Consider the following 26,834-nt stretch of genomic DNA (forward strand, 5'->3'; position numbering starts at 1 on the left):
CTGTTTTGTGAAATCGGCTATTGCCCGATGCGTCCTGGCGCTTACCAGCGCTCGCCCAGCAGGTTGGGCTGGATACCCTTGAACAGCTTGTGATTGTCGTGGGGCGCCTTGACCCCGGCCTCGAATTCGGACCGGAAGTACTTCATCGCACTGCCAAGGGGCTCGATGGCGCCGGGGGCATGGGCGCAGAAGGTCTTGCCCGGGCCGAGGAAACTGACCAGCTGCTCCAGGGTGGCGAGATCCTCGGGTTGGCCCTCGCCCCGCTCCAGCGCCCGCAGCAGCTTGACGCTCCAGGGCAGGCCGTCGCGGCAGGGGGTGCACCAGCCGCAGGATTCGCGGGCGAAGAACTCCTCCATGTTGCGCAAGAGGCTCACCATGTTGATGCTGTCGTCCACCGCCATGGCGAGGCCCGTTCCCATTCGGGTGCCGACCTTGCCGATGCCGCCGGCATACATCTGGGCATCCAGGTGCTCGGGCAGCAGGAAGCCGGTACCGGCGCCGCCAGGCTGCCAGGCTTTCAGGCGATAACCGGGCTTCATGCCGCCGGCATAGTGCTCGAACAGCTCGCGGGCCGTGATGCCAAAGGGCAGCTCCCAGAGGCCGGGGTTGTTCACCTTGCCGGAGAAGCCCATCAGCTTGGTGCCGTGATCCTCGGAGCCAGGCAGCGCCAGTCCCTTGTACCATTCGACACCGTTGCCGATGATGGCGGGCACGTTGCACAGGGTCTCGACGTTGTTGACGCAGGTGGGCTTGCCCCAGACGCCGGAGACGGCGGGGAAGGGGGGCTTGGCGCGCGGGTTGGCGCGGCGTCCTTCTAGGGAGTTGATAAGCGCCGTCTCTTCGCCGCAGATGTAGCGACCGGCGCCGGTGTGGACGAACAGCTCGAAGTCAAACCCCGAGCCCAGGATGTTCTTGCCGAGGAGCCCCGCGGCCTTGGCCTCTTCCACGGCGCGGCGCAGGTGAATGGCGGCATCCACGTACTCGCCGCGCAGGAAGATGTAGCCGCGGTAGGCCTTGAGGGCCCGTGCCGAGATGATCATCCCCTCGATCAGCAGGTGGGGCAGCTGCTCCATCAGCAGCCGATCCTTGTAGGTGTTGGGCTCCATCTCGTCGGCGTTGCAGAGCAGGTAACGGATGTTCATGCTCTCGTCCTTGGGCATCAGGCCCCACTTCACCCCGGTGGAGAAGCCGGCGCCGCCGCGCCCCTTGAGGCCGGCGTCCTTGACGGTGCTGACGATGTCGTCCGGGCTCATCTGGCCCAGCGCCTTGCGGGCGGCCTCGTAGCCCTGCTTGGCCTGGTACTCCTCGAGCCAGACCGGCTGGCCGTCGTCCCGCAGGCGCCAGGTGAGCGGGTGAGTCTCGGCGGCGCGAGGGATGCGGTTGGCGGTGCCGAGGGAGGCGAGTGTCTTGCCTGGCTGGATGCTCATGGGTAGGCCTCCAGGGTCTTGAGCAGGCTGACGGCGTCGAGCCCGCCGTAGGTGTCGTCATCGATCATGATGGCCGGCCCCTTGTCGCAGTTGCCGAGACAGCAGACGGGCAGCAGGGTGAAACGACCGTCCGGGGAGGTCTGGCCGGGGGCCAGATTGACGACCTCTTTCAGACCGGCCAGCAGCTGCTCGTGGCCGTTGATATAGCAGACCATGCTGTCGCAGACGCGGATGATGTGGCGACCCACCGGCTGGCGGAAGATCTGGCTGTAGAAGGTGGCGACCCCTTCCACGTCGCTGGCGGGGATGCCGAGTTCGGCACCGATGGCGTGGATGGCGCCGTCGGGCACCCAGCCGCGGGCCTGCTGCACTATCTTGAGCGCTTCGATGCTGGCGGCACGGGGATCTTCGTAGTGGTGTTTCTCGTGTTCGATGGCATCGCGTTCAGCCTGGCTCAGGACGAAATCGCCCTGTTTGCTGCTGCATGCCCCTTGCCCTTGTGGGGTCTGGTTATTGTGACACTGACATTGGCTCATGACTTGACCTTTTGTGGCTTTTCCCTTTACTGCGCGTCTTGCCCTTCGCCCCGTCGGTCGGGGCGAGAGGACTCAACGATCCACATCTGACATAACAAAATCGATACTGCCCAGGTAAACGATGAGATCCGACACCATCTGGCCGCGGATCACCGAGGGGATCTGCTGCAGGTGGGCGAAGCTCGGGGTGCGGATCCGGGTCCGGTAGCTCATGGTGGAGCCGTCGCTGGTCAGGTAATAGCTGTTGATCCCCTTGGTCGCCTCTATCATCTGGAAGGACTCGGCGGCCGGCATCACCGGGCCCCACGACACTTGCAGGAAGTGGGTGATCAGGGTCTCGATGTCCTGCAGGGTGCGCTCCTTGGGGGGCGGAGTGGTGAGCGGGTGATCCGCCTTGAACGGCCCTTCCGGCATGTTCTTCATGCACTGCTCTATGATGCGCAGGCTCTGGCGGATCTCCTCGATGCGCACGGTGGCGCGGTCGTAGGCATCCCCGTTGGCGCCCACCGGCACCTCGAACTCGAACTGATCGTAGCCGGAGTACGGGCGCCATTTGCGCACGTCGAAGTTGAGGCCGGTGGCGCGCAGACCGCCTCCCGTGGTGCCCCAGGCCAGCGCCTGGGCCGTGTTGTAGGCGGCGACGCCTATGGTACGGCCGCGCAGTATGCTGTTGCGCATGGCCGCCTTCTCATACTCCATCAGCCGCTTGGGCAGCCAGCTCAGCAGGTTGTCCTGGATGAGGCGGGCCCAGCCCACCGGCAGATCGTGGGCCACGCCGCCGATGCGGAACCAGGCCGGGTGCATGCGCGCGCCTGTGATGGCCTCGATGATGGTGTAGATCTTCTGCCGGTCGGTGAAGGTGAAGAAGACCGGGGTCATGGCCCCCACGTCCTGGATGTAGGTACCGAGGAACAGCAAGTGGCTCTGGATGCGGAACAGCTCCGCCATCATGACCCGGATCATGTCGACCCGGGCCGGCACCTTGATGCCTGCCAGTTTCTCGACCGCCAGCACATAGGGCAGGTTGTTCATCACCCCCCCCAGGTACTCGACCCGGTCGGTGTAGGGGATGTAGCTGTGCCAGGACTGGCGCTCGCCCATCTTCTCGGCGCCGCGGTGGTGGTAGCCGATGTCGGGCACACAGTCGCGGATCTCCTCGCCATCGAGCTGCAGCACCAGGCGGAAGGCGCCGTGGGCGGAGGGGTGGTTCGGGCCGAGGTTCAGGAACATGTAGTCCTCGTTCTCGTTGCCCCGGGCCATGCCCCACTCTTCCGGCTTGAACAGCAGGTTGTCCTGTTCCTGATCCTGCTTGACCGCATCGAGCATGAAGGGGTCGAATTCGGTAGCCCGTGCCGGATAGTCCTTGCGCAGCGGGTGGCCCTGCCAGCTCTTGGGCATCATGATGCGGGTGAGATGGGGGTGACCCTCGAAGGTGATGCCCATCAGATCCCAGACCTCCCGCTCGTACCAGTTGGCGTTGGGGAAGTGGCGCGTGACGGTGGGCAGGTTCAGATCGCCCTCCTTGAGCGGCACCTTCAGCATGACGTCGGCGTTGCGGTCGATGGAGATGAGGTGATAGAAGACGGTGAAGTCGCTGTCCGGCAGGCCGTGGCGATGGCTGCGCATTCGCTCGTCGGTGGCGCTCAAGTCAAACAGCATCACGAAGGGGGAGGGCAGCTTTTTCAGGAAGCCCATCACGTCCAGCAGCAGCTCGCGGGAGAGCCAGATGACAGGCACGCCGGTGCGGGTGCTCTGCACGGTGAAGCGTTCGGCCCCGAAGTGGGCGAACAGCTCGCCGACCACCTGGGCATCGCCATGATCTGAGGTCTGCCACTGGGCCATGGTGTAGTTGCTTGGGAATTCTCGAGTCAGTTTCATGGTCAGATCTCATCCGGCGTGCGCAGGTTGGTGACTTGGATGCGCTCGCCGCGCTTGCGATCCTTCTCGGCCTGCATCTGGGGACGGTAGATCCCCTGATCGCCGACCACCCAGGAGAGGGGACGGCGCTCCTTGCCGATGGAGTCCTGCAACAGCATCAGGGCCTGCAGGAAGGCCTCGGGACGGGGCGGGCAGCCCGGGATGTAGACGTCGACCGGCAGGAACTTGTCGACACCCTGAACGACTGAGTAGATGTCATACATGCCGCCCGAGTTGGCGCAGGCACCCATGGAGATGACCCACTTGGGTTCGAGCAACTGCTCATAGAGTCGCTGGATGACGGGGGCCATCTTGATGAAGGGGGTACCGGCGATCACCATGAAGTCCGCCTGACGGGGCGAGGCGCGAATGACTTCGGCACCGAAACGGGCCACGTCGTGGGGGGAGGTGAAGGCGGTACACATCTCCACATAGCAGCAGGAGATGCCGAAGTTGTAGGGCCAGAGGGAGTTCTTGCGGCCCCAGTTGACGGTGTCTTGCAGCACCTCTTCGAGACGCCCGATCATGATGCCGCGGGTCGCTTGCTGCGCCAGTGGATCATCGACGGTCTGGCGCTGTTCCTGGGGGTAGCGCTCGACGGGCGCATCCGGGTCAATCCGGGTCAGGGTGTACTTCATGGTGCAACCTCAAAGAGATAATCGGTAGTTCAGTCTGGTTTCTTGTCAGTCAGGACACGCTTCTTCGGGGCCCAGTCGAGGGCGCCGATGCGCCACAGGTAGATGAGGCCTACCAGCAGCAAGGTGATGAAGATGGTGGCTTCGATGAAGCCGACCCAGCCGCTCTCGCGCACGGAGACGGACCAGGCAAACAGGTAGAGCGCCTCGACATCGAAGATGACGAAGAACATGGCGACCAGATAAAACTTGGCGGAGAAGCGCAGGCGGGCGTTGCCGACAGAATCCACCCCGGATTCGAAGGGTTTGTTCTTGGCTCGACCATAGGCTCGCCCCCCCAGCAAGGCTGCCAGGCCTATCATGGTCAGGCAGATACAGATGGCGCCAATGATGTAGACAGCAAAAGCCCAATGCTGGACGGCAATATCAGCAAACATATAGGTTTTTCCCTAACCAAATTAATCATGTGACTTAACAAGGGTGTTACGTAGTATGCCACTTTCGTACTGATTTACATGTCATTTCAAAGGATTAATTATTAATCACCAAGATGAAAATCTGGTTTTGCTAGCGGGGTCAAGTTTCCCATTTGAGAGTCATTTTCAATAACGACCATGAGGTGCGGGAAATCGCGAGAACGTTTGAAAAATAAACTAATCAGCGCAAATGAAAGACCCCGCCAGGGCGGGGTCTGTTGTCAGGGGGTGAGGAGGGGAAGCGCCTGTTCGGCGGCCTTGCCCTGGGAGAGTACTATTTCCACCCGCCGGTTGGCCTGGCGGTGGGCCGGGGTGTCGTTGGGATAGCGGGGCTGGGTGTCGGCCACACCCTGGGCGATGACCCGGCGGGAGTCGAGCTTGGGGTTGGTCAGCAGGGTGTGGACTATGGTGGCGGCCCGCAGCACCGAGAGCTCCCAGTTGTTGCGGTAGAGCTCCACCGGGGCCTGGGAGTTGTCGGTGTGGCCGGTGACCACCACCATGCCGGGGATGTCCGCCAGCACGTCGGAGACCTTGTTGACCAGGGGGATGAACTGGGGCTGCAGGAAGGCCGAATCCGCCGGGAACAGGGTCTTCTCGCCGATGCGGATCACCAGCTGGCTGCCGAGCTGCTCCACCTCGATCTCCTTGGACTCGATCTGGCTCTTTAGCTGCTGCTCCAGCTTCTGCTTGGTGCTGGTGGTCCAGTCCTGCTCCTTGGTCTTGTGCGGCCAGGATTCGGTCGCGCTGGGTTTCTCGGACGCGCCTATGGTCTCGTTGAAGGGATCGGCGGCCGACGCGGGGGCTTCCGTCTCGAGCACCTTCTCCTTGTCGGAGGTCCCCGGTGTGGTCTTGGACTCGGGCTCCAGGATGCCGGTTCCCCCCTGCATCACGGGGGAGCCTGCGGGCAGGGAGATGAGGCCTATCTTGCCGAGGGATTCGATAAAGCCCTGGATCAGCACCCGGGTCTCCGACTGCTTGGCCATGGCGAAGGAGTAGAGCACCACGAACAGGGCGAACAGCAGGGTCATGAAGTCGGCGTAGGAGACCAGCCAGCGCTCATGGTTCTCCGGCGCCTCAGCCTTTTTCTTTTTCGCCACCATGGCCTCCGAGGTAGGGTTCAAGGGTCACTTGCAGCCGCTGCTGTGACTCGCCGTCCACGATGCAGAGGATGCCGGTCAGGGTCATCTCCTTGTAGTGGCGGATCTGGTGGGCGAAGCCCTTGTAGCGGTTGCCAAAGGGCAGGAAGATCAGGTTGGCGGCGCCCACCCCGTAGATGGTGGCGATGAAGGCCACCGCGATGGCGCCCCCCAGCTTGTCCGGCGCATCCAGCAGCCCCATGGCGTGAATGAGGCCGAACACGGCCCCGACGATCCCCATGGTCGGGCAGTAGCCCCCCATGGCCTCGTAGAATTTGACGGTCTGCTCGAGATCTTCCTGCTCGAATTCGATCTCGTTTTCCAGCACCTCGTGGATCTTGGTCTTCTCGTAACCATCCACCATCATCTGGACCCCCTTCTGCAGGAAGGGATCCTTGATGTCGTCGATCATCCCCTCCAGCGCCAGCATGCCGCTGCGCCGTGCGTTGCCCGCGAGGGTCTCGAGCAGCTGGGCCTGCTCCAGCATGTCGAGGCGCAGGGGAGAGATGAGCCACTTGAAGCGTTTGAAGGTTTTGCCGACGACCGAGAAGGGGAATTGAGTCAGCGCCGCCCCCACGGTCCCGCCGATGACGATAAGAAAGGCGGGCAGATCGAGCAGGGCGCTGGGATGTCCCCCTTCGATGATGTTGCCGCCCAGGATGGCAGCCAGGGCCAGCAGCAGACCAATCAGACTCATTTGTCCATATCCTATGCGATGTGTGTGGCTAGTGTAGCTATTTAACTATCAGTTTTTCAAAACGATATCCAATCGGTGAGCAAATATCCGGGGGGCTGCACCGACAGGGGGACACCTCCCTGTGTCGGCCAGAACGGGAAGATCATAAGGGCAGGAAAACGAGGATGACGGGCTTGTCCATCGGGCGCGATGGGGCGAGGGCGGGCTTGTGCCGCGCTGGAAAGCGAAAGGGGGGTTGTGGACTGCGTTTTGAGGCCAGTCGCCTTGCCCGCACCCGATGAGGGGGTTGGCTTTCCCCTTGCGGCATGTGCGGGCAGGCCGGTGTGGAAAGCAAAAAACCGACCCTGAGGTCGGTTCTTTATAATCTGGTGCTGGGTCGGGATTGACTCGCGCCGTCCCTGGCGCTCGCCCTGCGGGCAGCCTGCGGTTGTCCAAAGGGGCTGTCCTGCCCAGGGTTAGAACCGAGCCGCCCATCGCCAAATAAAGTACAAGGGCCTGTCTTGCGACAGGCCCTTGTACTTTATTTGGCGGTGAGGGAGGGATTCGAACCCTCGATACTATCTGCCACTCAGTAACCCACTGATTTCATTGCGATAATCATAGATACAAATCTTACTTCTGTACCACTTATCTGTACCACATTTATAGTACAAACAGCCTTTCATACAGCTGTTCGAATGTGTCTACTCTGGTAAAGCTCCCCTTCGGCAATTGTCTGATCATCGGGCGTTCAAGCTTTTTACCATCTGCATTTCCCTTGGTGTGCTTGGCAACTTTATCCCCGAGAGAAGGTAATTTTTCACCCGGAGCCCCGCCAAAGAATAGATAATGGTCTACTTGCAGTGACACATCATCAAAGAACATCCACACAACACATCCAGATGGTTTTGAAGACAACGATTGGTGGATTTTCTGATTGGCGGCTTTTCCGCCCAGCTTAGTCGACTTCAGTTGAATATGCCGTAAGATCCCCTCAGCTTCAACGATGAGGTCATACCCTTTACTATCCACCTCAGACTTTGCCACCTCGATGTCACAACGCCCTGTTTTCCAAGATTTCTTGAGTAGCTCCGCAATGAACAGATGCTCTAGCAATTTTTCCCGGAAAGAAGAATGCGAAGAGTGAAGGCTGTCATCTACTTCTTGTTCCATTTGTTCCCCACTCGTATAGGTCATGATGCTGTACTGATACGATGGACACTCGACACGCTGATACCCAACCGCTTTGCCACTGATGCTTTAGCGATGCCTTGCGATAGAAGATGCAGCACTTCGTCCCGCTTCTCCATCGCTGTCGGCTTCCGGCCCTTGTAGACCCCTTTGGCCTTCGCCAAGGCGATCCCTTCCGCCTGACGCTCCAGCATGATTTCCCGCTCGAACGTGGCGATGGCTCCGATCATCGTCAGCATCAGCTTGCCTGTCGGAGTGGCCGTGTCGATGCCCAGATTCTGGATCTGTAATGTTACCCCTTTGGCGTGTAGCTGGTCTGTGATCTCCAGCAAGTGCCGGGTGTTCCGGGCCAGACGATCCAGCTTGGTGACTTTTAGCACGTCCCCAGACCGGGCGAACTCGAGCATTGCCTGTAGTTGCGGCCTATCCGTCTTGCTACCGCTGACCTGCTCATGAAAAACTTTTTCACACTCCGCCAGAGCTATCAGTTGCTGCTCCAGCGATTGCCCCGTGGTCGAGACACGGGCATACCCGATGATTGCCATGATGGCCTCCAATAGGTTCAAGACCCTGCAAGAAAAACGTGTCAAAACTCGAAAACCAACCCGTGTGACAGGGGTTGCCGGGGGGCTTCCGGTCTGTCACACAGGCATGGTCTATTGAGCGTCCGGCTCCTTCGGCGGAGGCGGCGGTGTCTGCATCGAGTTGACGGCTTCCTTAATGAGGACGCCCAAGGCTGCCAGCAGTGCCGCCTCCAACGCTTTCAGTAACGGGTTTCCTTGCTGCTCATTCATACGCCTGCTCCTTGCTGGATGGCTCCCGACAAGGGGCCAGATGTGATGTATTCCATGGGATTCTCCTATGGTGTTGGTCTCATCTGGCTTATACCGGCGTTTGGTCTGAATGTTGCCTGCTCGTTTTCCTTGTGCTGGTGGGGTTTGGGATTGTTTTTGCCGGGCAATCAACCGGGCAAGATCGTTGCCATCATCTTGATTTGTCTTCTTCGGGTGGCTTGTAGGCTCCCCCCTCGGTGCAGTAAATAGATAAGTCTCTGAGTAACAAAACGGGTATCTATATCGGGCTGGAACAGGCGACACATCAGACACATGCAGCCGAAAAGCCCATGAACACGTTGTTGGATGTGTCGATGAGACTCAAATTGACCAGACACATCACCCCGAAATGTGTCGATTGGTCGTCACTCGCGGCGGGGTTAAACGGTGATAGGCCAGATTGCCGCTATGCCTCTGACTCAACCGCCAGCCAAGCCGCTCTGCAATCGCTTTAAGGTCTCTTCCCGGCTGGGCTGGATATCGTAGATACCCGGCTGGATCGCAGGTATAAGCACTCTGGGCAGAATCTCGCGTGATATCAAGATGTCGGCCATCGCCCGGCTCTGCCATAGCCACCAACAGCCCTTGCAGGTACTCCTCCACGCTTAGGATGCGTCCCTGAGCACGACAGATGGTGGCCCACAGCTCTTGTTCTTCGTGCCGAATCCTGAGCGGCCTGAGGCCCGTCTGCTGCTCGATGTAGGCATCACGCTGCTGGTCTGCTTGGCGGTTCGATGGCTCCAGATGATAGGCTTCGTCAAACTCCAGCAAGTACGCCTCCTGCCGAATCGGTTTGTCAAAATACTTTCCGTCCGGGTCGAACCATTGCAAATCGACTCGGAAATCTATTCGGTAAGGGCCGCAAGAGAATTGCGGGATCACCTGCATTTGCAAACCTGGCTGCTGTTCTTCAAAACAAGCAAGCAACGAAACTAGGTACTCTGTGTAAAACGCTGCCTCATAGCGACTCTGACCTTCCACTCGTGGTAATGATTGTCCGGTCAACCGCTCGATTTCCGCTATCAACGCTGCGTTCAGGTGAGAGCTGGGGCCATAGGTCAGCACAGCCAAGGCTTGCAAGGGAGTCCACATCCCTAATCCATTATCAGGTTCGGGAACCTCTGGCAGGTCAAGTCCCTGTACCTGCCGGATGTTGCTGATTGCCCGCCTGACGTACTGACTGTACCGCCCATTGAAGCCGGGTATCTGCGAGAGCGTACCCCGTGGATCGATAAGCCCTTGTGCAGGAGGCCCGATAAAAATGTCTGTAACGTTCAATGCAGCCTCCTACGGCCTCTTTGCTTCCTTTTATCCGGCATCAGCCGGGATGGGGGCCAATGGGATGGCTTCAACAGCAGCTAGCTTTTGGCTCAACGTATAGGTTCCATAATTTCGCCCTGTCGCTGTCCTCTCGCCGTGTTGGCTGTGACCCGTGATGGCGTTCTGGATATCCTCACGAGCCCCTGCATCCCGCATGAAATTGATAAAGGTGTGCCGGAAGCTATGGAACGGCTGAATATCTTCTCGCACGATGTTGAGCTTTTCACGTAAGTAGCGCTGCCACCACACACCCAGCCGCACATGGTAGTTCTGCTTGGGGCCAGAGGGATGCAACAGGGGGAACAGGCGGCCATCAGCAGGTAAGGTGCGAACATAGTCCAGTAGACCAAGTGCTAGCAGATGGGGATGCACCGGAATGTCCCGGTTACTGCTGCGGTTCTTCACACTCTGATCTTCCCGCAACTCCGCCACTCGGAAGGACCAGACGCCATCCTGCTGCATCAAGTCTGCCACGTAGAGCTGACAAATCTCCTCGGCTCGAGCCCCCGTATAGTAGAGCATCAGCGGCACCCAGTAGTGAGCCTCCCCGAATCGGGTATGCTGGGTACGTCTCACAAACAAGGGGGAACCGAACACGGTCGCCAGCTCGGTCGCGGTGTACGGGCGTTCCGGTTCGGCCAGTGGGTTGACCGCCGTATCTGCATAAGTGAGCCCGTGAGCCGGATTGTACTCTAACAGTCCATCTTCAACCGCAAGCCCTAACACGGCTGACAAGGCTCGTCCCAGCTTTTTGACCGTGGCAGCCGACAGGCAAGGCAGGTTGTGCTCTTGGGCATAGGCAATCTGCTGTCGTAACGGCATGGCCGACACATCTTGCTTGGGACGGGTTGGCAGTTGTTCCATTAGATTACGGAACTCGGCAACGTCCCTCTTATGGATCTCCTCGATACCTTTATCGCCTAGCAGTTCGACAAACCGATCAACGGCCACCTGATACTCAAGGATGCGTCCCTCGGCCTTCTTCGGTTCTCGCCGCCGGACAGTGGTCTTGTAGCGTTCAAACAAGGCTGACAGGCGAAGTCCACGCGTCCCCATGAGCGGGGCGGTGGTGACTCCAGTTGGTACGAGGGGGATCTCAGGTTGGCCGATGCGTCTCTGCATGGCGTTAGTGCGGGTATTCTGCTGGACGGCCACCGACAGCTGTAGGAATTTACCCGCAAGAAGCAGAGCGAGAGCCTGATAGTTGGCCGACCCGACGAACAGGCAGAGGCCTGATGCACGAAGAGCCTCGTCAGTGTAAGGCTTCATCCACGTGAGGAAACGGGTGAGCCTTGCGGCTCTGTCCTTGTTAGAGATACCCGGTTGGCGTCTTTCAACATCGGCCAGTAAGGTCTGCAAGATATCTGCTGGCTCGATGGTAGAACCTGCATCCTGTAGGGGGATGAAACGAGCACGTACATCCGGTTCGTCAAGACACTCTATCATCGAGTTGTACCAACAGTCCGCCGCGTTGGATAGGTCGAGGGGCTGCACTACTAGATCAATCTTGGCGGCCTCTAGTAAGCGATGTAGCTCATCCAGCACAGGTAGGGCAGCCCGAAGGGCATGGGGCTTACTTTTGGTATTCAGGGAACGCTTGATCTCACCCTTGTTGATAACAGGGCGGAGTGCTTTGGGGATGACAACACGGGCATACCACGTGCCATGACGGTCTTGGATTAGATTGCTCATAGACCTCATTTTGTACCACCTTTTTGTACCACCTCGGAAGTGTCGGGATGGAAGGGTTGATCACAAAATCGCTATGAAATCAGGAAGTTTTTGACCTATAAAGAAAAACCCCCGCTCGAAAGCAGGGGTTATCAATGTGGCGGTGAGGGAGGGATTCGAACCCTCGATACGTTGCCGTATACACACTTTCCAGGCGTGCTCCTTCAGCCACTCGGACACCTCACCAAATTTTCGCTCACAGCGCCGTTGCGCCGGAACGGGGCGTAATGTAGGGGAAAGCGGGATTGGGGTCAATCATTTTTCCCCTTATTTTTCATCATCTTTATCGAATGCCTATCCCTTGAACAGAATGCCGGTTTTTTAAGCCCATTCAGGGCTTGTCGAGAATGATCAGGCTGTCAGGCAGCTCGTTCTGATCCCGGGTGGCGGGGAAGGCGTCGGTCAGAATGGCGCTGGTGCGCTCCACGCACTCCAGAAACCCCTGCTCGACCTCCTTGTTGCGTACCCGAACCACGAAGTCGTCGATGATCTGCTGCCACTGGGTGTTGTCGATGTGCTGGGCGATCCCGTCGTCTACCAGGATCTCCACATAGTGCTCCGCCACCGAGACGAAGATGAGCACCCCGAGCCGGTCCCGGGTGCGGTGAAGTCCCTGCTCGACAAACTGCAGGCGGGCCATCAGGGCGGCCCGGTGACGGCGTACCTTGTTGGGAATGAGCCGCATCTTGATGGGTGTCCAGTGGAACAGCAGGCTCAGCAGCAACCAGACCGACCACTGCACCAGCAGGATCTCGTACCAGCCAAGCCAGAAGCCGAGCTGGAAGACCAGCAGGGGGGTGAGCATGGCCAGCAGGGCGGCCCACAGGGTCGGGATATAGCGATAGCCATCGCTGGCCGGGGCCAGCACGGTGACCAGTTCGGCATCCGTGGCCTGCTCGGCCTGTCGAACCCTGGCCTGCAAGGTGTGGAAAAACTGTTTCGAAATCATCTTGTTGTCTCTTTTTCCCTGATTACCAACCGCCAGATGCACCGCCGCCGCCAAAGCTGCCGCCGCCACCACTGAAACCGCCACTACCACCGCCAGTGCGGCCGCCAAAGGAGCCGGCACCGAATCCACCGGCCATGTAGGCGGCCCGGCGACGTCCTCCCGGCCCACCGCCGCCGCCGCGCAGGTTGTGCAGCACGATCATCGCAATCACCACCAGGATGAAGAGCCAGGGACCTCCCTGCTTGTCGGCCTTGCTGGTGTTGTCCACGGGCTGATACTCCCCGGCCAGGGCCTGCATGATGCCCTGGCTGCCGGCGAGGATGCCGGCCACCATGTCACCGCGCTTGAAGGCGGGCAGGATCCGGGTCTGGATGATATTGGCGGCGATGGCGTCGGGCAGGGCACCTTCCAGGCCATAACCCACCTCGATGCGCACCTTGCGCTCGTCCTGGGCGATGATCAGCAGAACGCCGTTGTTCTTGCCTTTTTGGCCGATGCCCCAGTGGCGACCGAGCTGGTAGCCGTACTCTTCGATGGTATCCCCCGCCAGCGTGTCGATGGAGACCACCACCAGCTGGACGCCGCTGCGCTTCTCGAAGACGGCCAGTTGCTGTGCGAGCTGGTGGGCCTGCTTGCGGGACATCAGATTGGCCTCGTCCACCACCCGCCCGGTCAGGGCCGGGAAATCGGGGGCGGCATGCAGCGCCGTGGCACAGAGCAGCAGACAGAGCGCCAGCCAGCGTCTCATCACGTTCATTGGAAGCTGACCTTGGGCGCCTCATCGGCACCGGGTTTGGCGCTGAAGGTGGGTTTGGCTTCCAGATCGGAGTAGAGCAGCTTGGACCAGATGACCCCGGGGAAGGTACGGATCTCGGTATTGAACTGGCGTACTGCTTCGATGTAATCCCGTCTGGCCACCGCGATGCGATTCTCGGTGCCTTCCAACTGGGCCTGCAGGGTCAGGAACTGCTGATCGGCTTTCAGATCCGGGTAGCGCTCGACCACCACCATCAGCCGGGAGAGGGCGCTGGAGAGTTGCTCCTGAGCCGCCTCGAACGCCTTGAGCTGGGAGGGGTCACTCACCTGCACGCTGCCGACTCGGGCACGGGCATCGGTGACAGCCTTGAGGGTCTCCTGCTCGTGGCTGGCGTACCCCTTGACGGTGGCCACCAGGTTGGGAATGAGATCGGCCCTGCGCTGGTACTGGTTCTCGACCTGTCCCCAGCTCGCCTTGACCTGCTCATCCAGGGTCGGAATGGTGTTCATGCCGCAGCCGGTCAAACCCAGCAGCAGGGTCAGGGTCAGCAGGGCACGGGTACCACGCTGCCAGAGTGAAGTGGCCATCTTGTTGTTCTCCATTGATATTTCTCTCGGAAATAGGTTCACCATAACAGCTTGTGGTCAGCCCTCACAACGCCTGGGTAAGAGGGGGGCGCGGTAGCTCATCGACACCTTGGGCAGCTGGGGTTTGTCCTTGAGCCAGGAGGCCAGCTCCTCCCCACAGCCATTGCCGGGGGGAATGGGAGCCTGGGACTGGCAGTCCGGACTGTTTGCCGGGCAGCGCAGGCGGACGTGAAAGTGGCTGAAGTGGCCGACCCAGGGGCGCAGCTTGCCGACCCAGGCTTCACCGGGTGCCTGTTTGCACACCTCGGCCTTGATGACGGGGTTGACGAAGATGCGCGCCACCTCGGGGCGATCAGCCGCAAGGCGCAGCAGATTGAGCTGCCTGGGACCGAATCGGCCGGGTAGCATCCGGTAGCTGGGTTCGTCGATCAGCGCCCACTCCCTGGGGGCATCCTGCTCCCAGCGGCTGATGGGCCTGTCAGCCATCCTGAACCAGATGTCGGCATCCAGGCCGGTCTGGTGGCTGCGATGACCTGAGGTAAAGGGCCCCCCGTGCATCATGGCGAGGTCGGCGATATAGAGATCCGGCATGCCGGCCAGTCTGGTCTGGTTGGCCAGATGCTGCAGGTAATGGATGAGGTCGGGGTGACCGTAATAGCGCAGCCGTTTGGTGCGGATCACCTGATAACCAGGGCCTTCGAGGGGCAGGGCCACGGCATTTTTCAGGCAGCCGGCGGAGTAGCCGCCGATGGCCTCGGCATAGAGTGTGCTCGCGGACAAGAGCAGGGCGGTGGCGAACATGGGACTCCCGGGATGGCGCCCAGTGCGGGCTCAGACAGCCCCAAGCATACCAAGAGTGGCGGCTGGCCGTCATCCGTGTCGCGGTGGCGGTTGCATCGCGGCGCGTCGCTCGCGCACAATGCGCGGCAACGCAGCGACGGCAAGGCCGTTCGCATCACAGAAGGAGAAGAGAAGATGAGAGTCAGTGAGCTGGCAGCGCAAGAGAACGTGCGCTGGCTGATGCCCCCGGCCCGGCGGTTTTACGGGGTCATGATCTGCCTGTTGCTGGGGAGTCTCGCCACTGTGGTGGCCGCCCTCTGGCTGGGATATCCCGACATGGGCCTGCTGCCCTGGGTCGGGGTGGTCTTTGGCGGTATCGTGCTGGTGATGATGGTGTTGCCGCGCAACTGGCAGCGCTGGCGTCTGGCGGAGCTTGCCTGGGATGAACGCCATCTCTATCTGCTCAATGGTGGCGAAGACCGGGCGTTGGCCCTGCCCAGAGCCGTGCTGGTGGGCATGGAGCGGGATCGAAAGGTGGGACACGATGGCCAGTGGCTCGATTTCAGCCTGGATCTCGGGCTGGATGAGGTGACCCTGGCGACGGCCACCAGCCTGCTCGGGTTGTCCCGGGAAGGGACTCACGAAGTGGCCCCCGGGGTCTATCGATTCGGGTTCAAACGTGCCTGGCATGGGCGTCGTGCCCTCGGCACATTGCTGGCCGAGCTGCACCCGGCCTGACTATTTTCTCGACAATTCATCCCAATGCTCAGATACTGCCTCTGATTCGATTTGATCTTTCCTGCTCTGATAACCCAAGAGATCAAGGACTTGGGATACGAAGCTGGAAGTGCCATGGCATGATGCCGTGGCTGGTCCGGCAGGGGGGTTGTGCCCTTACTCCCAGGTCGGTGGATGCATAGATAAGGCACCTTGAATCGAGAGTGGATGGCATGAAGATTTACGTAGGTAATCTGTCGTACCGGATGACGGCCGACGAACTGACAACCGTGTTCAGCCAATTTGGGCAGGTAGACAAGGTCGATATCATCATCGACCGCGATACCGGTCAGTCCAAGGGGTTTGGTTTCATTGAAATGCCGGTCAATGGTGAGGCCGAGAAGGCCATCGCCGAGTTGCACGGCACCGAGGTCGGCGGCCGCACCATCACGGTCAATCAGGCCAAACCGAAGACAGATGCACCCCGTGGTCGCCCCCAGCGCCATCGTTGAATCGTCTCGATAACGGAAAACGGCATGGATTGCTCCATGCCGTTTTTGTTTTCACTGCTCTCTGGCGACATCAGGGCACATCGTACCCCAGGGCCGCCTTGCGGATGCGGAACCACTGCTGACGGCTGAGCTGGATGGACTCGGCCGCCACGGCGGCGGCGATCCGCTCCCGCTTGCCCGAGCCGATGAGCGGCAGCGGCTGGCTCGGCAGCATCATCACCCAGGCGTAGACCACCTGCTCGATATGCTGGGCGCCCACTTCCTGTCTGATCTGCTCGAGCTCTGCGCGCAGGGCGCCATAGGCGGGATCGTTGAACAGTCGCCCGCCGCCGAGGCAGGACCAGGCCATGGGCTTGATACGCAGCTGCTGGCACTGATCCAGGGCGCCATCCAGGGTGCCTTCCTGATGCAGCGGCGAGATCTCCAGCTGGTTGGTGACCAGGGGGAAGGGCAGGCGGGACTGCAGCAGCGCGAACTGGTGGGGCGTGAAGTTGGAGACCCCGGCGTGCTTGATCTTGCCCGCCTGCTTGAGCGCGATGAAGGCCTCGGCCACCTCGTCGGCGTTCATCAGGGGGTCGGGGCGGTGGATCAGCAGCAGATCCAGGTGATCGATGCCGAGCTTTTGCAGGGAGGCTTCGGCACTGGCGACGATGTGCGCCTTGCCGGTGTTGTAGTGGTTGAGGGCGTGGGCCGGGTTGGCGGTGAGGGCGATGCCGCACTTGCTGACGATTTCCATCTTGTGGCGCAGGGAGGGCTCCAGGCGCAAGGCATGGCCAAAGGCCTCCTCGCACTGGTAGCCGCCGTAGATATCGGCGTGATCTATGGTGGTGACCCCGAGGTCCAGGTGGTATTTCATCAGATCCAGCAGGGCGGCCGGGGAGAGCTGCCACTCCATCAGGCGCCAGTAGCCCATGATGAGGCGGGAGAAGGTGGGGCCCTGATCGTGCAAGGCGAGGCGGGATACGGACATGGTGACTCCTCTACGGATAACGAGACGACAACGAAAGGGACAAAGAATATTGCCAGCATCTTGGTCTCTTCCGGCGGACAAGGCAATAATGCCCCCTGCGTGAATTCGAACTATGGTTCTGAGCTTCCCAGGGGGCCGGCATGACGGAGAGAGTGTGATGGAAGGATTTGCCGCCAGGCTGCAGAGCCTGATCGGGGAGGGCAGCGTGAGCGCCTTCGCCCGCAAGGTGGGGCTGAGCGAGGCCCTGATCCGCAAATATCTGAAGGGGGCCGAGCCCGGCCTTGGCAAGGCGAACCAGATCGCCATGGGGGCCAACTGCTCCCTGGAGTGGCTCGCCACCGGTTGCGGCTACCTCTATCGTCAGGCCGAGGTGGTGGACAGGGACGCGCTGGCGGCGGCGGGGTCCCTGGTGCAGGAGAAACGCCCCGGGCAGCCGATGCCGGACGAGGAGCAGCTGGTGACCCTGCTCGCCTACTACCAGTTTCTGCGCAGCCACAAGCAGGCGGACGGTTTTCTGGATCTGGCGCGGGCGCGGGAATTCGGCCGCCATCTGGCGGAGGCCTGAGCCCGGGGGCTGCATGCGGCAGCCCGCCATTCTTCTGATACCCTCTAAGCAGTGAACAAATCCAAGGACACGCAGATGAGCTATCTGATCCTGGGCAGTGGCGGGTTGGGGATCGCGCTGGCCCATGAGCTCGCCAGGCGGGGCGACGAGTGGCTGCTGGCGGGCAGGCAGTTGCCCAAGGGGCTGGATCCCGCCTGTTACTTCCCGCTGCAGGAGGTGGACCCGCTCTCCTTCGAGGCCCTGTTCACCCTCTATGACGGGGACTCCCTGCCCACAGTGGTGATCAACACCATAGGCCTGCTGCACGATCTCACCCACATGCCGGAGCGGCGGGTAGAGGAGGTGGAGCCGGGGTGGCTCTGCGAGAGCCTGCAGGCCAATGCCTGGCCCCACCTGGCCCTGGGGGCCAGCCTGAGCAGGCTGATGACGTCCGAGAGCCGGCTCTGGCTCTGCACCCTCTCCGATCTGGCGGGTAGTCTGGGGGCCGCCCATCAGGAGCCCATGCGCCGCTACAGCTACCGGATGAGCAAGGCCGCCCTCAACATGGGATCCCGGCTCCTGGCGGGGGAGTGGGCCGAACGTTTTCCGGGTGCCGGCGTCATCACTGTGCACCCCGGGCTCATGGATACCCCCATGCAGCAGCCCTTCCGCCAGGAGACGGATCCGGCCCTGCTGCAGGATCCCGCCCTGGTGGCCCCTCGGCTGCTGGATCTCATCGGCACCCTCACCCCGTCCCAGTCCGGCAGCTTCTTGGATCTGCAGGGCCAACCGCTGCCCTGGTAGACCGCCGGGCTCACATTCCCGCCTCCCGTTTCTTGCCAGTCGGGTCCCGGCTGGTTAATGTCATCGTCCTGCATCAGGAGGATGACATGCGCTATATCGATTTACGAAGTGATACCGTGACCCAGCCCACGGAGGCCATGCGCCAGAGCATGCTGCATGCCGAGGTGGGCGATGATGTCTACGGGGAAGATCCCAGCATCAACGCGCTGGAGCGCCGGGGGGCGGAACTGCTCGGCAAGGAGGCGGCCCTGTTCGTGCCATCCGGCACCATGTCCAACCTGCTGGCCATGATGAGCCACTGCCAGCGCGGGGAAGGGGCCGTGCTAGGAGCGGCCTCCCACATCTATCGCTACGAGGCGCAGGGCTCCGCGGTGCTGGGCTCGGTGGCGCTGCAATCCGTCACCATGCAGGCGGACGGGACCCTGGCACTCGAGGACGTGCGGGCCGCCATCGCACCCGACGACGCCCACTTCGTCCAGACGCGCCTGGTCTGTCTCGAGAATACCCATAACGGCAAGGTGCTGCCCCTGCACTACCTGCACGCCATGCGCGAGTTCGTCGACGAGCACGGCCTGGCGCTGCACCTGGACGGCGCCCGCCTGTTCAATGCGGTGGTGGCGAGCGGGGAGCCGGTGGCGGCCATCGCGGCCCCCTTCGACAGCATCTCCGTCTGCCTCTCCAAGGGGCTGGGGGCACCGGTCGGTTCCCTGCTGGTGGGCTCCCATGCCTTCATCGCGCGGGCCAGGCGGCTGCGCAAGATGCTGGGGGGCGGCATGCGCCAGGGAGGGATCCTGGCCCAGGCGGCCCTGTTCGCCCTGGATCAGCACGTGACCCGGCTGGCGGACGATCACCGCCGCGCCAGGCGCCTGGCGCAGGGGCTGGCCGCCCTGCCGGGCATAGAGCTCAGTGGCGGTGAGGTGCAGACCAACATGGTGTTCCTGCGCCTGGCGAAGGGGGAGAGTGCAGAGCTGCTCGCCTTCATGAAGGAGCGCGGCATCCTCTTCTCCGGCTACGGGGAACTCAGGCTGGTCACCCACCTGCAGATCACCGACGACGACATCGACGAGGTGATCGACGCGTTCACCGAGTTTGTGAGCGACTGAGTGCGGTCACCACCATACAACAAGGGCGCCTGATGGCGCCCTTGTTGTGGTCGTTCCGCGGGATCAGCCCTGGCGTTGGCCTGTGATCAGCATGGCCTCGTCGGTGGCGTCGTAGATCATCACGGCAAGGTGGGTGACCTCGCCGGTGAAGTCGGCCAGGGGGACCAGGGTCAGGTTCTGGTACATGTAGGGGGCCGAGCCCGTGATGGGGCGGTAGTTGGAGAAGCGCAGCAGATAGGGGCGCTGCTCCCAGGTGCTGAAGGCCCGGTTGTTGAGCTTGAACACCATGTTGGCCTTGCGTTCGAACCAGGCCTTGTCCACGTCGGGGAAGAGCGCGAACAGTCCCTGATCGCGCACCTCGCCGGCCAGCCGTCCGCTGTGGCTCTCCATGAAGCCGTTCCACACTTGGATCCTGTACTCCCTGTCGAGCACAACCAGCCCCACGTCCAGGTTCTGGAATATGTTCATCAGCCAATGAAATTCCCGAATTTCCATGGTCACTCCTGGTGGTTGTGCCTGGGTTGATGGTTGCTGCCGCCGGGGAGCGGTCAGAGCATATGCATGATCTTGTGGTTCATGGTGGCGATGGAGTCTTCGGTAAACAGCAGCAGCAGGTCGCACTGCACCGCGTAGCCCTGCACCCGGTAGTTGATCTCGATGGCCAGGGTGCGGCGCCAGCGGCTCTGGTTGGTGCGAATGAGTTCCTGGATGGGCCTGTGCTGGCCCAGCACCACGGGGTGGCCCTGGCTGAAGGGGGTGTCGAGCTGGTTGGCATAGCCGCGCAGGAAGGCGCCGATCAGCACGTTGGCGGTATCCATCAAGAGCTCCAGCTCGGCGTTGTGATCCAGCGTCCCCTGATGGTTCATCAGCCGCGCCATATCCTGGAAGCTGGCGTCGTGGAACAGCAGGAGTGCCTCGCCGGCGATACCGGCACCGATGAAGCCCTGGCAGACCGCGGAGAGGGTGTCCGACTCGGCGGCCGCCGAGAGCGCCATGTGCAGCTCGGAAACCTCCAGCACGTTGACGTTCGGTATGGGGAGTTGAACGAAGGCATCCAGCAGACGGGCCAGCAGATCCGCCCCCTGGCCCATGGCGACGTTGGCGAGCTCCTGATAGACATCCCGCAGCTCGGGGGTGAGCAGGGCGGGGGCGTCGACGGGGGCGTGTCCGGCAACGGGCTGGGTGGGGGAGAGGGGCGCCCGCACCGCCGGCTGCCACAGGCCGTGCCGCTGGAGCAGGGCAAGCAGGGTTTCCGGGGAGGCCGGCTTCTTGATGAAGTCGAGGGCCCCGAGCGCCATGACGCGCTCGTGGGCTTCCGGCTGGATGTCGCCGGAGACCACGATCACCTTGCTGCGCAGCCCCTCCTGCCGGAGGGTCTCCAGCACGCCGTAACCGTCCATCTCGGGCATGGTGAGATCCAGAAAGATGAGGTCCCCGTGGCCCATCAGGATCTGCTCGACGCCCTCCAGGCCGTCGGCGGCCTGGTGCAGGGTGACAGGCCAGTCGGCAGGCAGGGCGCGCACCAGCTGTTTGCGTGCGAACCCGGAGTCATCACATATCAATACATTCATAGTGTTAGCCGACCTGTGCAACGAGGATTGCGCTAAGTGTGGGTCATCAGCCGTCAGATGCAACGGGCAGCGGCAGCGCCGGTAAAAATTGATCGTCCCGCCGATGGGTGCGATAGCGTGCGGAATATTTCTCGACGAAATCGGCGAACATCTTAACACGCAACGGGGTGAACTGGGGCTGGCAATGGAGCATGTAGAAGGGACGCTTCCCCGATTGCCAGTCCGGCAGCACAGGGACCAGCTGCGCATCCTGCAGGAAGGGGTGCACATAGTGCTGCGGGGCGTTGACGATGCCGAGGTGGCGCCGGGCCGCCCGCACCGCAGCCTGGGTCTGGTCGATGCAAAGGCGGGGAGGGCGCTTGATGCAGACCGTCTGCTCGTCCCGTCCGCTCAACTGCCAGTACTGATGGGGCCAGCAGTGAATGAGGTCGTGCTCTTCCAGCTGGGTCGGATGGGAGGGGACCCCCTTCTTCTCGAGATAGAGGGGGGAGGCGAAGAGGCCGTACTCGATGTGGCCCAGGCAGAGGGCATTGGGCAGGGTCTGGGAGAGCTCGCCGTTGAAGAAGACCAGGTCCCTGTCCTGATCGCAGTGGGGGGCATGGTCATTGGCCTGGCGGATGTCGAACTGCACCCCGGGATAGCGCAGGCCGAAGTCGGCCAGCATGTCGACCAGTATGGTGTTGGAGAGGGCGATGGGGGCGGCGAGACGGATGAGGCCGCTGATGTCCGTCTCCTCTCCCCGGATCTCGCCGGTGGCCTGCTCGATCTCGGCCAGCGGCGTGCACAGGCGTTCGTAGTAGCGCAGCCCCTCGTCGGTGAGGCGCAGCTTGCGGGTGGATCTGTGCAGCAGGCTGCATCCGAGCTGCTCCTCCAGTTGGGAGATCCGTCGACTGATGGTGCCGGTGGGCATGCCCAGCGCGGTGGCGGCGTGGGAGAAACCGCCCTCTTGCACCACCTTGACGAACAGATAGAACTCTTCGATGTACTTCATAAGCGGTTCAGGGGGTGTTCTGGCTGTGACAAACCAGTGACCTTATGAAGAGTCACCTGGCTTGGCAAGCGCAATCCGGCGTTTAATTGATCTGGATTAGATTCGACTCGCGCTGGTATTGATGGAGCAGATGGACGAAGTCGGCGGGGGGTCTGTCCAGGCTGTTGTCCGGCACCAGCAGGTCGTAGCCCAGCAGATCCCGCAATCGGGTCATGCGGTTGCCCAGCATGGCGATCACTCCCTCGTAATGCCGGCCCGAAGGGGAGCGAAAGCGGCTCTCTTCCAGCAGACCCTCTCCCTGCAGCCCGCTGCCGCAGCCCCCGAGGGGGCAATCTGGGCGCTCGCTCTGCATGGCCTGCAGCAGCACGGCGCGCTGCTCGGTCAGCAGGCGGACGGCGAGCCTGGGTGTGATCAGCGTCAAAAAAGCGTCGTAATCCTTGATCTTCAGGCCTATGTAGGGCAACGCCACCAGATCCCACCCCAAATGGATACGCGGTTGGTCAATTCGCTGAATATTTCTCCATTTCAGTATCCAGCCGCCGTACTTATGGTGATATTGCAGGCAATCCTGACACAAAGAGAGACTAAAATGAGGCTCACCCAGTTTCAGCGCCCCGACAAGAACTGTCACCAGGCCCGCCAGGAGGAGGGAAATGGCGGGCATTAGTAGTTGTTCACGAAGGAAAAAAAGTATAAAAATCATAGCAATGGTTATAACCATGCCCAACAATACCAGTGTGAGTCCATTTCTTCTGACCATGGGGATCACATGTAGCGTTTTCATATGATTTCGGCCTTTTTTCACATGCTCGTTACCCGATTATGGGCCGGAACGGATTTTGTACCAGCGCGATCGCTCCTGCCAGAGGGGGATCCCGGCTGGTTCGGCCATGAGTTTTCAGCATGAATCATCACTCAACATGAATACGCTAGACGAACGCCTGCTCACCGTGATGGACGTGCTCCACACGCCAGTCTGGGTCTACGACATCCAGCGTCATCATATTTACTGGGCCAATGGTTCCGCGCTCGGGCTGTGGGAGGCGAGCTCCCTTGCCGAGCTGCAGTCCCGGGACTTCTCGGCCGACATGGCTGCCGCCATCGACCTGCTGCTGCAGCGTTATCTCGGGGATTTTCAGCAGGACCGCAGTTACAACGAGTGGTGGACCCTCTCTCCCAAGGGGGTCAAGAAGCAGGTCTACCTGCGCCTCTCCGGCATCCAGCTCGCCGGACGGCAGATGATGATGGCGGAGGCGGTCATCGATGCGGACACCCTCTATCAGGAGTCTTCCCTCGCCACCGGCGATACCCTGGCCTGCCTGTTTGACAACGAGGGGCGACTCGAGAGCGGCAACCATCACTTCGACATGTGCTTCGGTGGCGGTGTCCAGAGCCTGCCCCAGATCTTCTCCGGTGCGGACGAGGCCTTCTATCGTCGCCTCTCCCGTCTGGACGAGGTGGTGGCCGAGGGGGAGTGCCGCACCCAGAAGGGGATGCGCTGGTTCCAGTACCAGTTCCGCCACATCCAGCAGGGGGCGCGGATCCTGCTCACCATGAGGGATATCACGGATCGCAAGCTCGAGGAGCTCGAGCACCGCCACCTGGCCTGGCACGACTCCCTCACCGGGCTGCTCAACCGCTATGGGCTGATGAAATCCCTCGAAGCCTACTGCGGCATGGGGGGGCGCTTCGCCCTGGTGTTCATGGACTTGGACAACTTCAAGCTGGTCAACGACAACTACGGCCACAAGGCGGGGGATCGCCTGCTGGAGCGGGTGGCCGGGCGGCTCAAGCAGATCTGCCCGCGGGACGTGGAGCTGGCGCGCCTGGGCGGGGACGAATTCACCGCCCTGGTGCCCCTCAGCCAGGCCAGCGAGCGGGCCCAGGAGGTGGCGGATCTCATGCTCTCCCAGATGAGCAAGCCGCTGCAGCTGAGCGGCGTGCCCGAGGTCACCATAGGCGGCAGCATCGGCATCGCCATCTACCCGGACGATGCCGATGACGGCGACAACCTCATCACCCGCGCCGACATGGCCATGTACCAGGCCAAGCAGATGGGGCGCCTGCGCTGGCAGCGCTTCACTCCCAGCATGCAGCAGAGCCTGCACCGCAAGCTGACCCTGAAGCAGTTTCTGGCCAAGGCCGTCGGCCGGGGGGAGCTCAGCCTGCGCTATCAACCCCAGGTGGACGTGGCCCAGCAGCGGCTCATCGGGCTGGAGGCGCTGGTGCGCTGGTACAACCCCGTGCTCGGGCACGTCTCGCCGGCGGAGTTCATCCCGCTGGCCGAGGAGATGGGCCTCATCCGCGAGATAGGGAGCTGGGTGCTCTCCACCGCGCTGGCCCAGATGGGGGAGTGGCAGCGCCAGTGGCAGCGGCGGGTGCCTGTCTCGGTCAACCTCTCGGGCTTCCAGCTCTCCGCGGCCCTGCCCGAGCTGGTGGCCCAGCAGCTCGAGGAGTTCGGGGTCGATGCCGGCCTGCTGACCCTGGAGCTGACCGAGACGGTGCTGATGCTGGACATGAAGGGCTGCATCGAGATCCTCGACGCCCTGAGCGAGCAGGGGATCAAGATCGCCATCGACGATTTCGGCACCGGCTACTCGTCGCTCGCCTACCTCAACCGCCTGCCCATCGACACCATCAAGCTGGACCGCTCCTTCGTGGTCGGCCTCAACCTGCCGGTGATCCGGGCCACGGTGGCCATGGCCACCAGCCTGGGGCTCGGGATCCTGGCGGAAGGGGTGGAGGACGAGCACGAGCTGGCGGCCCTGCAGGCCCAGGGTTGCCACGTCTTCCAGGGATTCCTGTTCAGCCCGCCCATGACCCCGGAAGAGGTGGTGGCATCTGGGTTCGGCGTCCGGTGCCGGATCGGTCACTATCCGCTGGCAAGTCGTTGAGATCCTTGCCGATAAGTGTGCGGCATGTCCCATTTATGAAGTGTGACATGCCAAATTAAACATAATTAATCGAATATTTGTCTCATATCATGGGATTCATTAGACGTTATCGCTAGCCTGCGCGCTCATTTCCTGGTCATGGAGTATCACCACAATGAGTCAAGCCGCAGTGAACGAGCGTCCCGCCAGCCCGGGTGGCTGGTTGAACCGCTTCCTGAACGGGGTCGAGAAGGCGGGCAACAAGCTGCCGGATCCCGCCATGCTGTTCCTCTACGCCCTGCTGATCGTCTGGGTCGGCTCCTGGGTGCTCTCCCAGTTCACCTTCGATCTGGTCAACCCCCGCACCGGGGAGGCGGTGGTGGTCAACAACCTGCTGACCGGGGCGGGCCTGGCCGAGTTTCTCGCCAGCATGGTCACCACCTTCACCGGCTTTGCGCCGCTTGGCATCGTCCTGGTGGCCATGCTGGGGGTCGGGGTGGCCGAGCAGTCCGGCTTCATCAACACCGGCCTCAAGAAACTCCTGAAGGTCACCCCGGCGCGCTTCCTGACCCCCATGCTGATCCTGGTGGCCATCGTCAGCCACACGGCGGCGGATGCGGGCTATGTGCTGGTGATCCCCATCGGCGGCATCATCTTCCACGCGGCGGGTCGCCACCCGCTGGCGGGGATCGCCGCGGCCTTTGCCGGGGTTTCCGGCGGCTTCGCCGCGAACTTCCTCCCCTCCGGCGGGGACGCCTTGCTGCAGGGGTTCACCCAGTCGGCCGCCCAGCTGCTCGACCCCGGCTACATGGTCAACACCCTGTGCAACATCATCTTCACCGGTGCCTCCTCCCTGCTGATCATCTGCGTGGGCTGGTTTGTCACCGAGCAGGTGGTGGAGCCGCGTCTCAGGCACGTCGCGCTCAACGAGGATCTGGCGAGCGCCGACGAGATGGGGCGTTACAGCGCACGGGAGAGCCGAGCCTTCAACTGGGCCGGCTTCGCCATGCTGGCGGCCGTGGTGCTGCTGGGGCTGGCTCTGTCGCCGGGCGACTCGCCGCTGCGGGCGCCGGACGGTTCTCTCACCACCTTCGCCGCCCCTGTGATGAAGTCCATCGTGCCCCTCATCTTCCTGCTCTTCATCCTGCCTGGCATCGTCTACGGCTTCGTGGCGGGGAGCTTCGGGAGCGGCAAGGACGTGATCGATGCCATGTCCGCCACCATGAACAAGATGGGCTCCTACATGGTGATGGCTTTCTTCTGCGCCCTCTTCATCAAGGCGTTCGGTGACTCCAACCTGGGAACCCTGCTGGCCCTCTCCGGCGCCGAGGTGCTGCACGCCCTGGCACTGCCCGGCGAGGTGACCATAGTCGGCATGATACTGCTCACCGCCACCGTCAATCTGGTGGTGGGCTCGGCCTCCGCCAAGTGGGCCCTCATCAGCCCCATTCTGGTGCCCATGCTGATGGCGGTGGGGATCTCGCCGGAGCTGACCCAGGCCGCGTATCGGGTGGGGGATTCCGCCTCCAACATCATCACCCCGCTGATGGTCTTCTTCCCCCTGGTGGTGGTCTATTGCCAGCAGTACGTGAAGAGCACGGGCATCGGTACCCTGGTTTCCATGATGCTGCCCTATTCCCTGGCCTTCCTGGTGAGCTGGACGTGCTTCCTGCTGCTCTACTGGGCGCTGGGGTTCCCGCTCGGGTTGCAGGCTCCCTATGTCTATCCTGCCCCCTGAGGGCGGCGAGGGGCCTTGGGCCCCTCGCTTTTTTTGGGTACAGTGTGGCCTCCACTGCGG

General features: G+C 61.8%; 28 protein-coding genes and 1 tRNA gene. 7 read left to right on the forward strand and 22 right to left on the reverse strand.

Annotation, left to right across the window (positions count from 1 at the left end):
• Positions 1-41: 41 nt before the first annotated feature.
• The 17 genes from nuoF to mepA form a co-directional block, all read right to left on the reverse strand.
• Positions 42-1,427: an NADH-quinone oxidoreductase subunit NuoF gene (gene nuoF, locus AB5Y72_RS04500; RefSeq protein WP_325782942.1), complete on the reverse strand. Its 1,386-nt coding sequence runs from the start codon at positions 1,425-1,427 to the stop codon at positions 42-44.
• On the reverse strand, positions 1,424-1,963 hold the full coding sequence (nuoE, locus tag AB5Y72_RS04505; RefSeq protein WP_084202673.1) for an NADH-quinone oxidoreductase subunit NuoE: 540 nt from the start codon (positions 1,961-1,963) through the stop codon (positions 1,424-1,426). The genes nuoF and nuoE overlap by 4 nt, the downstream gene beginning before the upstream one ends.
• 72 nt (positions 1,964-2,035) lie before the next feature.
• Positions 2,036-3,805, reverse strand: a complete 1,770-nt coding sequence (gene nuoC / locus AB5Y72_RS04510; protein ID WP_209428957.1) for an NADH-quinone oxidoreductase subunit C/D — start codon at positions 3,803-3,805, stop codon at positions 2,036-2,038.
• Positions 3,806-3,843: 38 nt separating this feature from the next.
• The gene (locus AB5Y72_RS04515) at positions 3,844-4,518 is read right to left on the reverse strand and encodes an NADH-quinone oxidoreductase subunit B family protein (RefSeq protein WP_042076564.1); all 675 of its coding nucleotides are present in this window, start codon (positions 4,516-4,518) and stop codon (positions 3,844-3,846) included.
• Between the two features lie 29 nt (positions 4,519-4,547).
• Positions 4,548-4,952, reverse strand: a complete 405-nt coding sequence (locus AB5Y72_RS04520) for an NADH-quinone oxidoreductase subunit A (protein ID WP_042076561.1) — start codon at positions 4,950-4,952, stop codon at positions 4,548-4,550.
• Positions 4,953-5,212: 260 nt separating this feature from the next.
• Positions 5,213-6,091, reverse strand: a complete 879-nt coding sequence (locus AB5Y72_RS04525) for a flagellar motor protein MotB (RefSeq protein WP_042076559.1) — start codon at positions 6,089-6,091, stop codon at positions 5,213-5,215.
• Positions 6,066-6,824, reverse strand: a complete 759-nt coding sequence (locus AB5Y72_RS04530) for a flagellar motor protein (protein ID WP_042076558.1) — start codon at positions 6,822-6,824, stop codon at positions 6,066-6,068. Before AB5Y72_RS04530 ends, AB5Y72_RS04525 begins: the two co-directional genes overlap by 26 nt.
• Before the next feature lie 642 nt (positions 6,825-7,466).
• Positions 7,467-7,976 (reverse strand): hypothetical protein, encoded by a 510-nt coding sequence (locus AB5Y72_RS04535; RefSeq protein WP_049047471.1) that lies wholly within the window; start codon positions 7,974-7,976, stop codon positions 7,467-7,469.
• Between the two features lie 20 nt (positions 7,977-7,996).
• Entirely contained in the window at positions 7,997-8,539 is a 543-nt protein-coding gene (locus AB5Y72_RS04540) for a recombinase family protein (RefSeq protein WP_104456100.1), read from the reverse strand.
• Positions 8,540-8,650: 111 nt separating this feature from the next.
• On the reverse strand, positions 8,651-8,788 hold the full coding sequence (locus AB5Y72_RS04545) for a hypothetical protein (protein WP_010674054.1): 138 nt from the start codon (positions 8,786-8,788) through the stop codon (positions 8,651-8,653).
• A gap of 378 nt (positions 8,789-9,166) precedes the next feature.
• Positions 9,167-10,105 (reverse strand): hypothetical protein, encoded by a 939-nt coding sequence (locus AB5Y72_RS04550; RefSeq protein ID WP_268427703.1) that lies wholly within the window; start codon positions 10,103-10,105, stop codon positions 9,167-9,169.
• Positions 10,106-10,135: 30 nt separating this feature from the next.
• Positions 10,136-11,839 (reverse strand): site-specific integrase, encoded by a 1,704-nt coding sequence (locus AB5Y72_RS04555; RefSeq protein WP_268427704.1) that lies wholly within the window; start codon positions 11,837-11,839, stop codon positions 10,136-10,138.
• A 137-nt stretch (positions 11,840-11,976) separates the two neighbouring features.
• Positions 11,977-12,064 (reverse strand) — tRNA-Ser (locus AB5Y72_RS04560).
• A 145-nt stretch (positions 12,065-12,209) separates the two neighbouring features.
• Positions 12,210-12,827 (reverse strand): TPM domain-containing protein, encoded by a 618-nt coding sequence (locus tag AB5Y72_RS04565; RefSeq protein ID WP_010675024.1) that lies wholly within the window; start codon positions 12,825-12,827, stop codon positions 12,210-12,212.
• A gap of 22 nt (positions 12,828-12,849) precedes the next feature.
• Positions 12,850-13,584 carry a YgcG family protein gene (locus AB5Y72_RS04570; protein WP_202041369.1) on the reverse strand — a complete coding sequence of 245 codons (735 nt, stop codon included), beginning with the start codon at positions 13,582-13,584 and terminating at the stop codon, positions 12,850-12,852.
• On the reverse strand, positions 13,581-14,186 hold the full coding sequence (locus AB5Y72_RS04575) for a LemA family protein (RefSeq protein ID WP_010675022.1): 606 nt from the start codon (positions 14,184-14,186) through the stop codon (positions 13,581-13,583). The genes AB5Y72_RS04570 and AB5Y72_RS04575 overlap by 4 nt, the downstream gene beginning before the upstream one ends.
• A 42-nt stretch (positions 14,187-14,228) precedes the next feature.
• Positions 14,229-14,972, reverse strand: a complete 744-nt coding sequence (gene mepA, locus AB5Y72_RS04580; RefSeq protein WP_069785143.1) for a penicillin-insensitive murein endopeptidase — start codon at positions 14,970-14,972, stop codon at positions 14,229-14,231.
• Between the two features lie 174 nt (positions 14,973-15,146).
• On the opposite strand from mepA, the gene AB5Y72_RS04585 reads away from it, so the two are divergent.
• Positions 15,147-15,689 carry a hypothetical protein gene (locus tag AB5Y72_RS04585; RefSeq protein ID WP_104453025.1) on the forward strand — a complete coding sequence of 181 codons (543 nt, stop codon included), beginning with the start codon at positions 15,147-15,149 and terminating at the stop codon, positions 15,687-15,689.
• 212 nt (positions 15,690-15,901) lie between these two features.
• Positions 15,902-16,180, forward strand: a complete 279-nt coding sequence (locus AB5Y72_RS04590) for an RNA-binding protein (RefSeq protein WP_029314670.1) — start codon at positions 15,902-15,904, stop codon at positions 16,178-16,180.
• Between the two features lie 70 nt (positions 16,181-16,250).
• Here the strand turns inward: AB5Y72_RS04590 and AB5Y72_RS04595 are convergent, their stop codons facing one another.
• Positions 16,251-17,150 carry an aldo/keto reductase family oxidoreductase gene (locus AB5Y72_RS04595; protein WP_368198634.1) on the reverse strand — a complete coding sequence of 300 codons (900 nt, stop codon included), beginning with the start codon at positions 17,148-17,150 and terminating at the stop codon, positions 16,251-16,253.
• A gap of 157 nt (positions 17,151-17,307) precedes the next feature.
• On the opposite strand from AB5Y72_RS04595, the gene AB5Y72_RS04600 reads away from it, so the two are divergent.
• From AB5Y72_RS04600 to ltaE, 3 genes are all read left to right on the forward strand, one after another.
• Complete coding sequence (locus AB5Y72_RS04600; protein ID WP_257711690.1) at positions 17,308-17,715, forward strand: XRE family transcriptional regulator; 408 nt, start codon at positions 17,308-17,310, stop codon at positions 17,713-17,715.
• Positions 17,716-17,790: 75 nt separating this feature from the next.
• Complete coding sequence (locus AB5Y72_RS04605; protein ID WP_368198635.1) at positions 17,791-18,498, forward strand: short-chain dehydrogenase; 708 nt, start codon at positions 17,791-17,793, stop codon at positions 18,496-18,498.
• Between the two features lie 86 nt (positions 18,499-18,584).
• Positions 18,585-19,601 (forward strand): low-specificity L-threonine aldolase, encoded by a 1,017-nt coding sequence (ltaE, locus tag AB5Y72_RS04610; protein WP_318161510.1) that lies wholly within the window; start codon positions 18,585-18,587, stop codon positions 19,599-19,601.
• A gap of 63 nt (positions 19,602-19,664) precedes the next feature.
• Here the strand turns inward: ltaE and AB5Y72_RS04615 are convergent, their stop codons facing one another.
• The 4 genes from AB5Y72_RS04615 to AB5Y72_RS04630 all read right to left on the reverse strand — a co-directional run bounded on the left by AB5Y72_RS04615 (position 19,665) and on the right by AB5Y72_RS04630 (position 22,947).
• The gene (locus AB5Y72_RS04615) at positions 19,665-20,096 is read right to left on the reverse strand and encodes a PAS domain-containing protein (RefSeq protein WP_368198636.1); all 432 of its coding nucleotides are present in this window, start codon (positions 20,094-20,096) and stop codon (positions 19,665-19,667) included.
• Positions 20,097-20,149: 53 nt separating this feature from the next.
• On the reverse strand, positions 20,150-21,172 hold the full coding sequence (locus AB5Y72_RS04620) for a response regulator (protein ID WP_318161508.1): 1,023 nt from the start codon (positions 21,170-21,172) through the stop codon (positions 20,150-20,152).
• 46 nt (positions 21,173-21,218) lie between these two features.
• A complete protein-coding gene (locus AB5Y72_RS04625) occupies positions 21,219-22,163 on the reverse strand; it encodes a LysR family transcriptional regulator (RefSeq protein ID WP_042076529.1) in 945 nt (314 codons plus the stop codon).
• 82 nt (positions 22,164-22,245) lie between these two features.
• Entirely contained in the window at positions 22,246-22,947 is a 702-nt protein-coding gene (locus AB5Y72_RS04630; RefSeq protein WP_368198637.1) for a DUF2982 domain-containing protein, read from the reverse strand.
• 169 nt (positions 22,948-23,116) lie between these two features.
• Between AB5Y72_RS04630 and AB5Y72_RS04635 the strand changes: the two genes are divergently transcribed.
• Complete coding sequence (locus tag AB5Y72_RS04635; protein ID WP_318163346.1) at positions 23,117-25,057, forward strand: EAL domain-containing protein; 1,941 nt, start codon at positions 23,117-23,119, stop codon at positions 25,055-25,057.
• Positions 25,058-25,211: 154 nt separating this feature from the next.
• Positions 25,212-26,774 (forward strand): AbgT family transporter, encoded by a 1,563-nt coding sequence (locus AB5Y72_RS04640; protein ID WP_209792638.1) that lies wholly within the window; start codon positions 25,212-25,214, stop codon positions 26,772-26,774.
• Positions 26,775-26,834 lie beyond the last annotated feature (60 nt).

The sequence above is a fragment of the Aeromonas sp. R7-4 genome (genome assembly GCF_040908055.1).
GTDB lineage: Bacteria > Pseudomonadota > Gammaproteobacteria > Enterobacterales > Aeromonadaceae > Aeromonas > Aeromonas sanarellii.

Excerpts from the sequence above, each read along its gene's own strand:
- nuoE (WP_084202673.1), bottom strand. The coding sequence starts at position 1,963 with ATGAGCCAATGTCAGTGTCACAATAACCAGACCCCACAAGGGCAAGGG.
- AB5Y72_RS04585 (WP_104453025.1), top strand. The coding sequence starts at position 15,147 with ATGAGAGTCAGTGAGCTGGCAGCGCAAGAGAACGTGCGCTGGCTGATG.
- AB5Y72_RS04520 (WP_042076561.1), bottom strand. The coding sequence starts at position 4,952 with ATGTTTGCTGATATTGCCGTCCAGCATTGGGCTTTTGCTGTCTACATC.
- AB5Y72_RS04545 (WP_010674054.1), bottom strand. The coding sequence starts at position 8,788 with ATGAATGAGCAGCAAGGAAACCCGTTACTGAAAGCGTTGGAGGCGGCA.
- AB5Y72_RS04525 (WP_042076559.1), bottom strand. The coding sequence starts at position 6,091 with ATGGTGGCGAAAAAGAAAAAGGCTGAGGCGCCGGAGAACCATGAGCGC.
- AB5Y72_RS04555 (WP_268427704.1), bottom strand. The coding sequence starts at position 11,839 with ATGAGCAATCTAATCCAAGACCGTCATGGCACGTGGTATGCCCGTGTT.
- AB5Y72_RS04630 (WP_368198637.1), bottom strand. The coding sequence starts at position 22,947 with ATGAAAACGCTACATGTGATCCCCATGGTCAGAAGAAATGGACTCACA.
- nuoF (WP_325782942.1), bottom strand. The coding sequence starts at position 1,427 with ATGAGCATCCAGCCAGGCAAGACACTCGCCTCCCTCGGCACCGCCAAC.
- ltaE (WP_318161510.1), top strand. The coding sequence starts at position 18,585 with ATGCGCTATATCGATTTACGAAGTGATACCGTGACCCAGCCCACGGAG.
- AB5Y72_RS04600 (WP_257711690.1), top strand. The coding sequence starts at position 17,308 with ATGGAAGGATTTGCCGCCAGGCTGCAGAGCCTGATCGGGGAGGGCAGC.
- AB5Y72_RS04605 (WP_368198635.1), top strand. The coding sequence starts at position 17,791 with ATGAGCTATCTGATCCTGGGCAGTGGCGGGTTGGGGATCGCGCTGGCC.
- AB5Y72_RS04575 (WP_010675022.1), bottom strand. The coding sequence starts at position 14,186 with ATGGAGAACAACAAGATGGCCACTTCACTCTGGCAGCGTGGTACCCGT.
- AB5Y72_RS04515 (WP_042076564.1), bottom strand. The coding sequence starts at position 4,518 with ATGAAGTACACCCTGACCCGGATTGACCCGGATGCGCCCGTCGAGCGC.
- AB5Y72_RS04530 (WP_042076558.1), bottom strand. The coding sequence starts at position 6,824 with ATGAGTCTGATTGGTCTGCTGCTGGCCCTGGCTGCCATCCTGGGCGGC.
- nuoC (WP_209428957.1), bottom strand. The coding sequence starts at position 3,805 with ATGGCCCAGTGGCAGACCTCAGATCATGGCGATGCCCAGGTGGTCGGC.
- AB5Y72_RS04540 (WP_104456100.1), bottom strand. The coding sequence starts at position 8,539 with ATGGCAATCATCGGGTATGCCCGTGTCTCGACCACGGGGCAATCGCTG.
- AB5Y72_RS04565 (WP_010675024.1), bottom strand. The coding sequence starts at position 12,827 with ATGATTTCGAAACAGTTTTTCCACACCTTGCAGGCCAGGGTTCGACAG.
- AB5Y72_RS04570 (WP_202041369.1), bottom strand. The coding sequence starts at position 13,584 with ATGAACGTGATGAGACGCTGGCTGGCGCTCTGTCTGCTGCTCTGTGCC.
- AB5Y72_RS04625 (WP_042076529.1), bottom strand. The coding sequence starts at position 22,163 with ATGAAGTACATCGAAGAGTTCTATCTGTTCGTCAAGGTGGTGCAAGAG.
- AB5Y72_RS04535 (WP_049047471.1), bottom strand. The coding sequence starts at position 7,976 with ATGGAACAAGAAGTAGATGACAGCCTTCACTCTTCGCATTCTTCTTTC.
- AB5Y72_RS04620 (WP_318161508.1), bottom strand. The coding sequence starts at position 21,172 with ATGAATGTATTGATATGTGATGACTCCGGGTTCGCACGCAAACAGCTG.
- AB5Y72_RS04640 (WP_209792638.1), top strand. The coding sequence starts at position 25,212 with ATGAGTCAAGCCGCAGTGAACGAGCGTCCCGCCAGCCCGGGTGGCTGG.
- AB5Y72_RS04595 (WP_368198634.1), bottom strand. The coding sequence starts at position 17,150 with ATGTCCGTATCCCGCCTCGCCTTGCACGATCAGGGCCCCACCTTCTCC.
- AB5Y72_RS04635 (WP_318163346.1), top strand. The coding sequence starts at position 23,117 with ATGGACGTGCTCCACACGCCAGTCTGGGTCTACGACATCCAGCGTCAT.
- mepA (WP_069785143.1), bottom strand. The coding sequence starts at position 14,972 with ATGTTCGCCACCGCCCTGCTCTTGTCCGCGAGCACACTCTATGCCGAG.
- AB5Y72_RS04590 (WP_029314670.1), top strand. The coding sequence starts at position 15,902 with ATGAAGATTTACGTAGGTAATCTGTCGTACCGGATGACGGCCGACGAA.
- AB5Y72_RS04615 (WP_368198636.1), bottom strand. The coding sequence starts at position 20,096 with ATGGAAATTCGGGAATTTCATTGGCTGATGAACATATTCCAGAACCTG.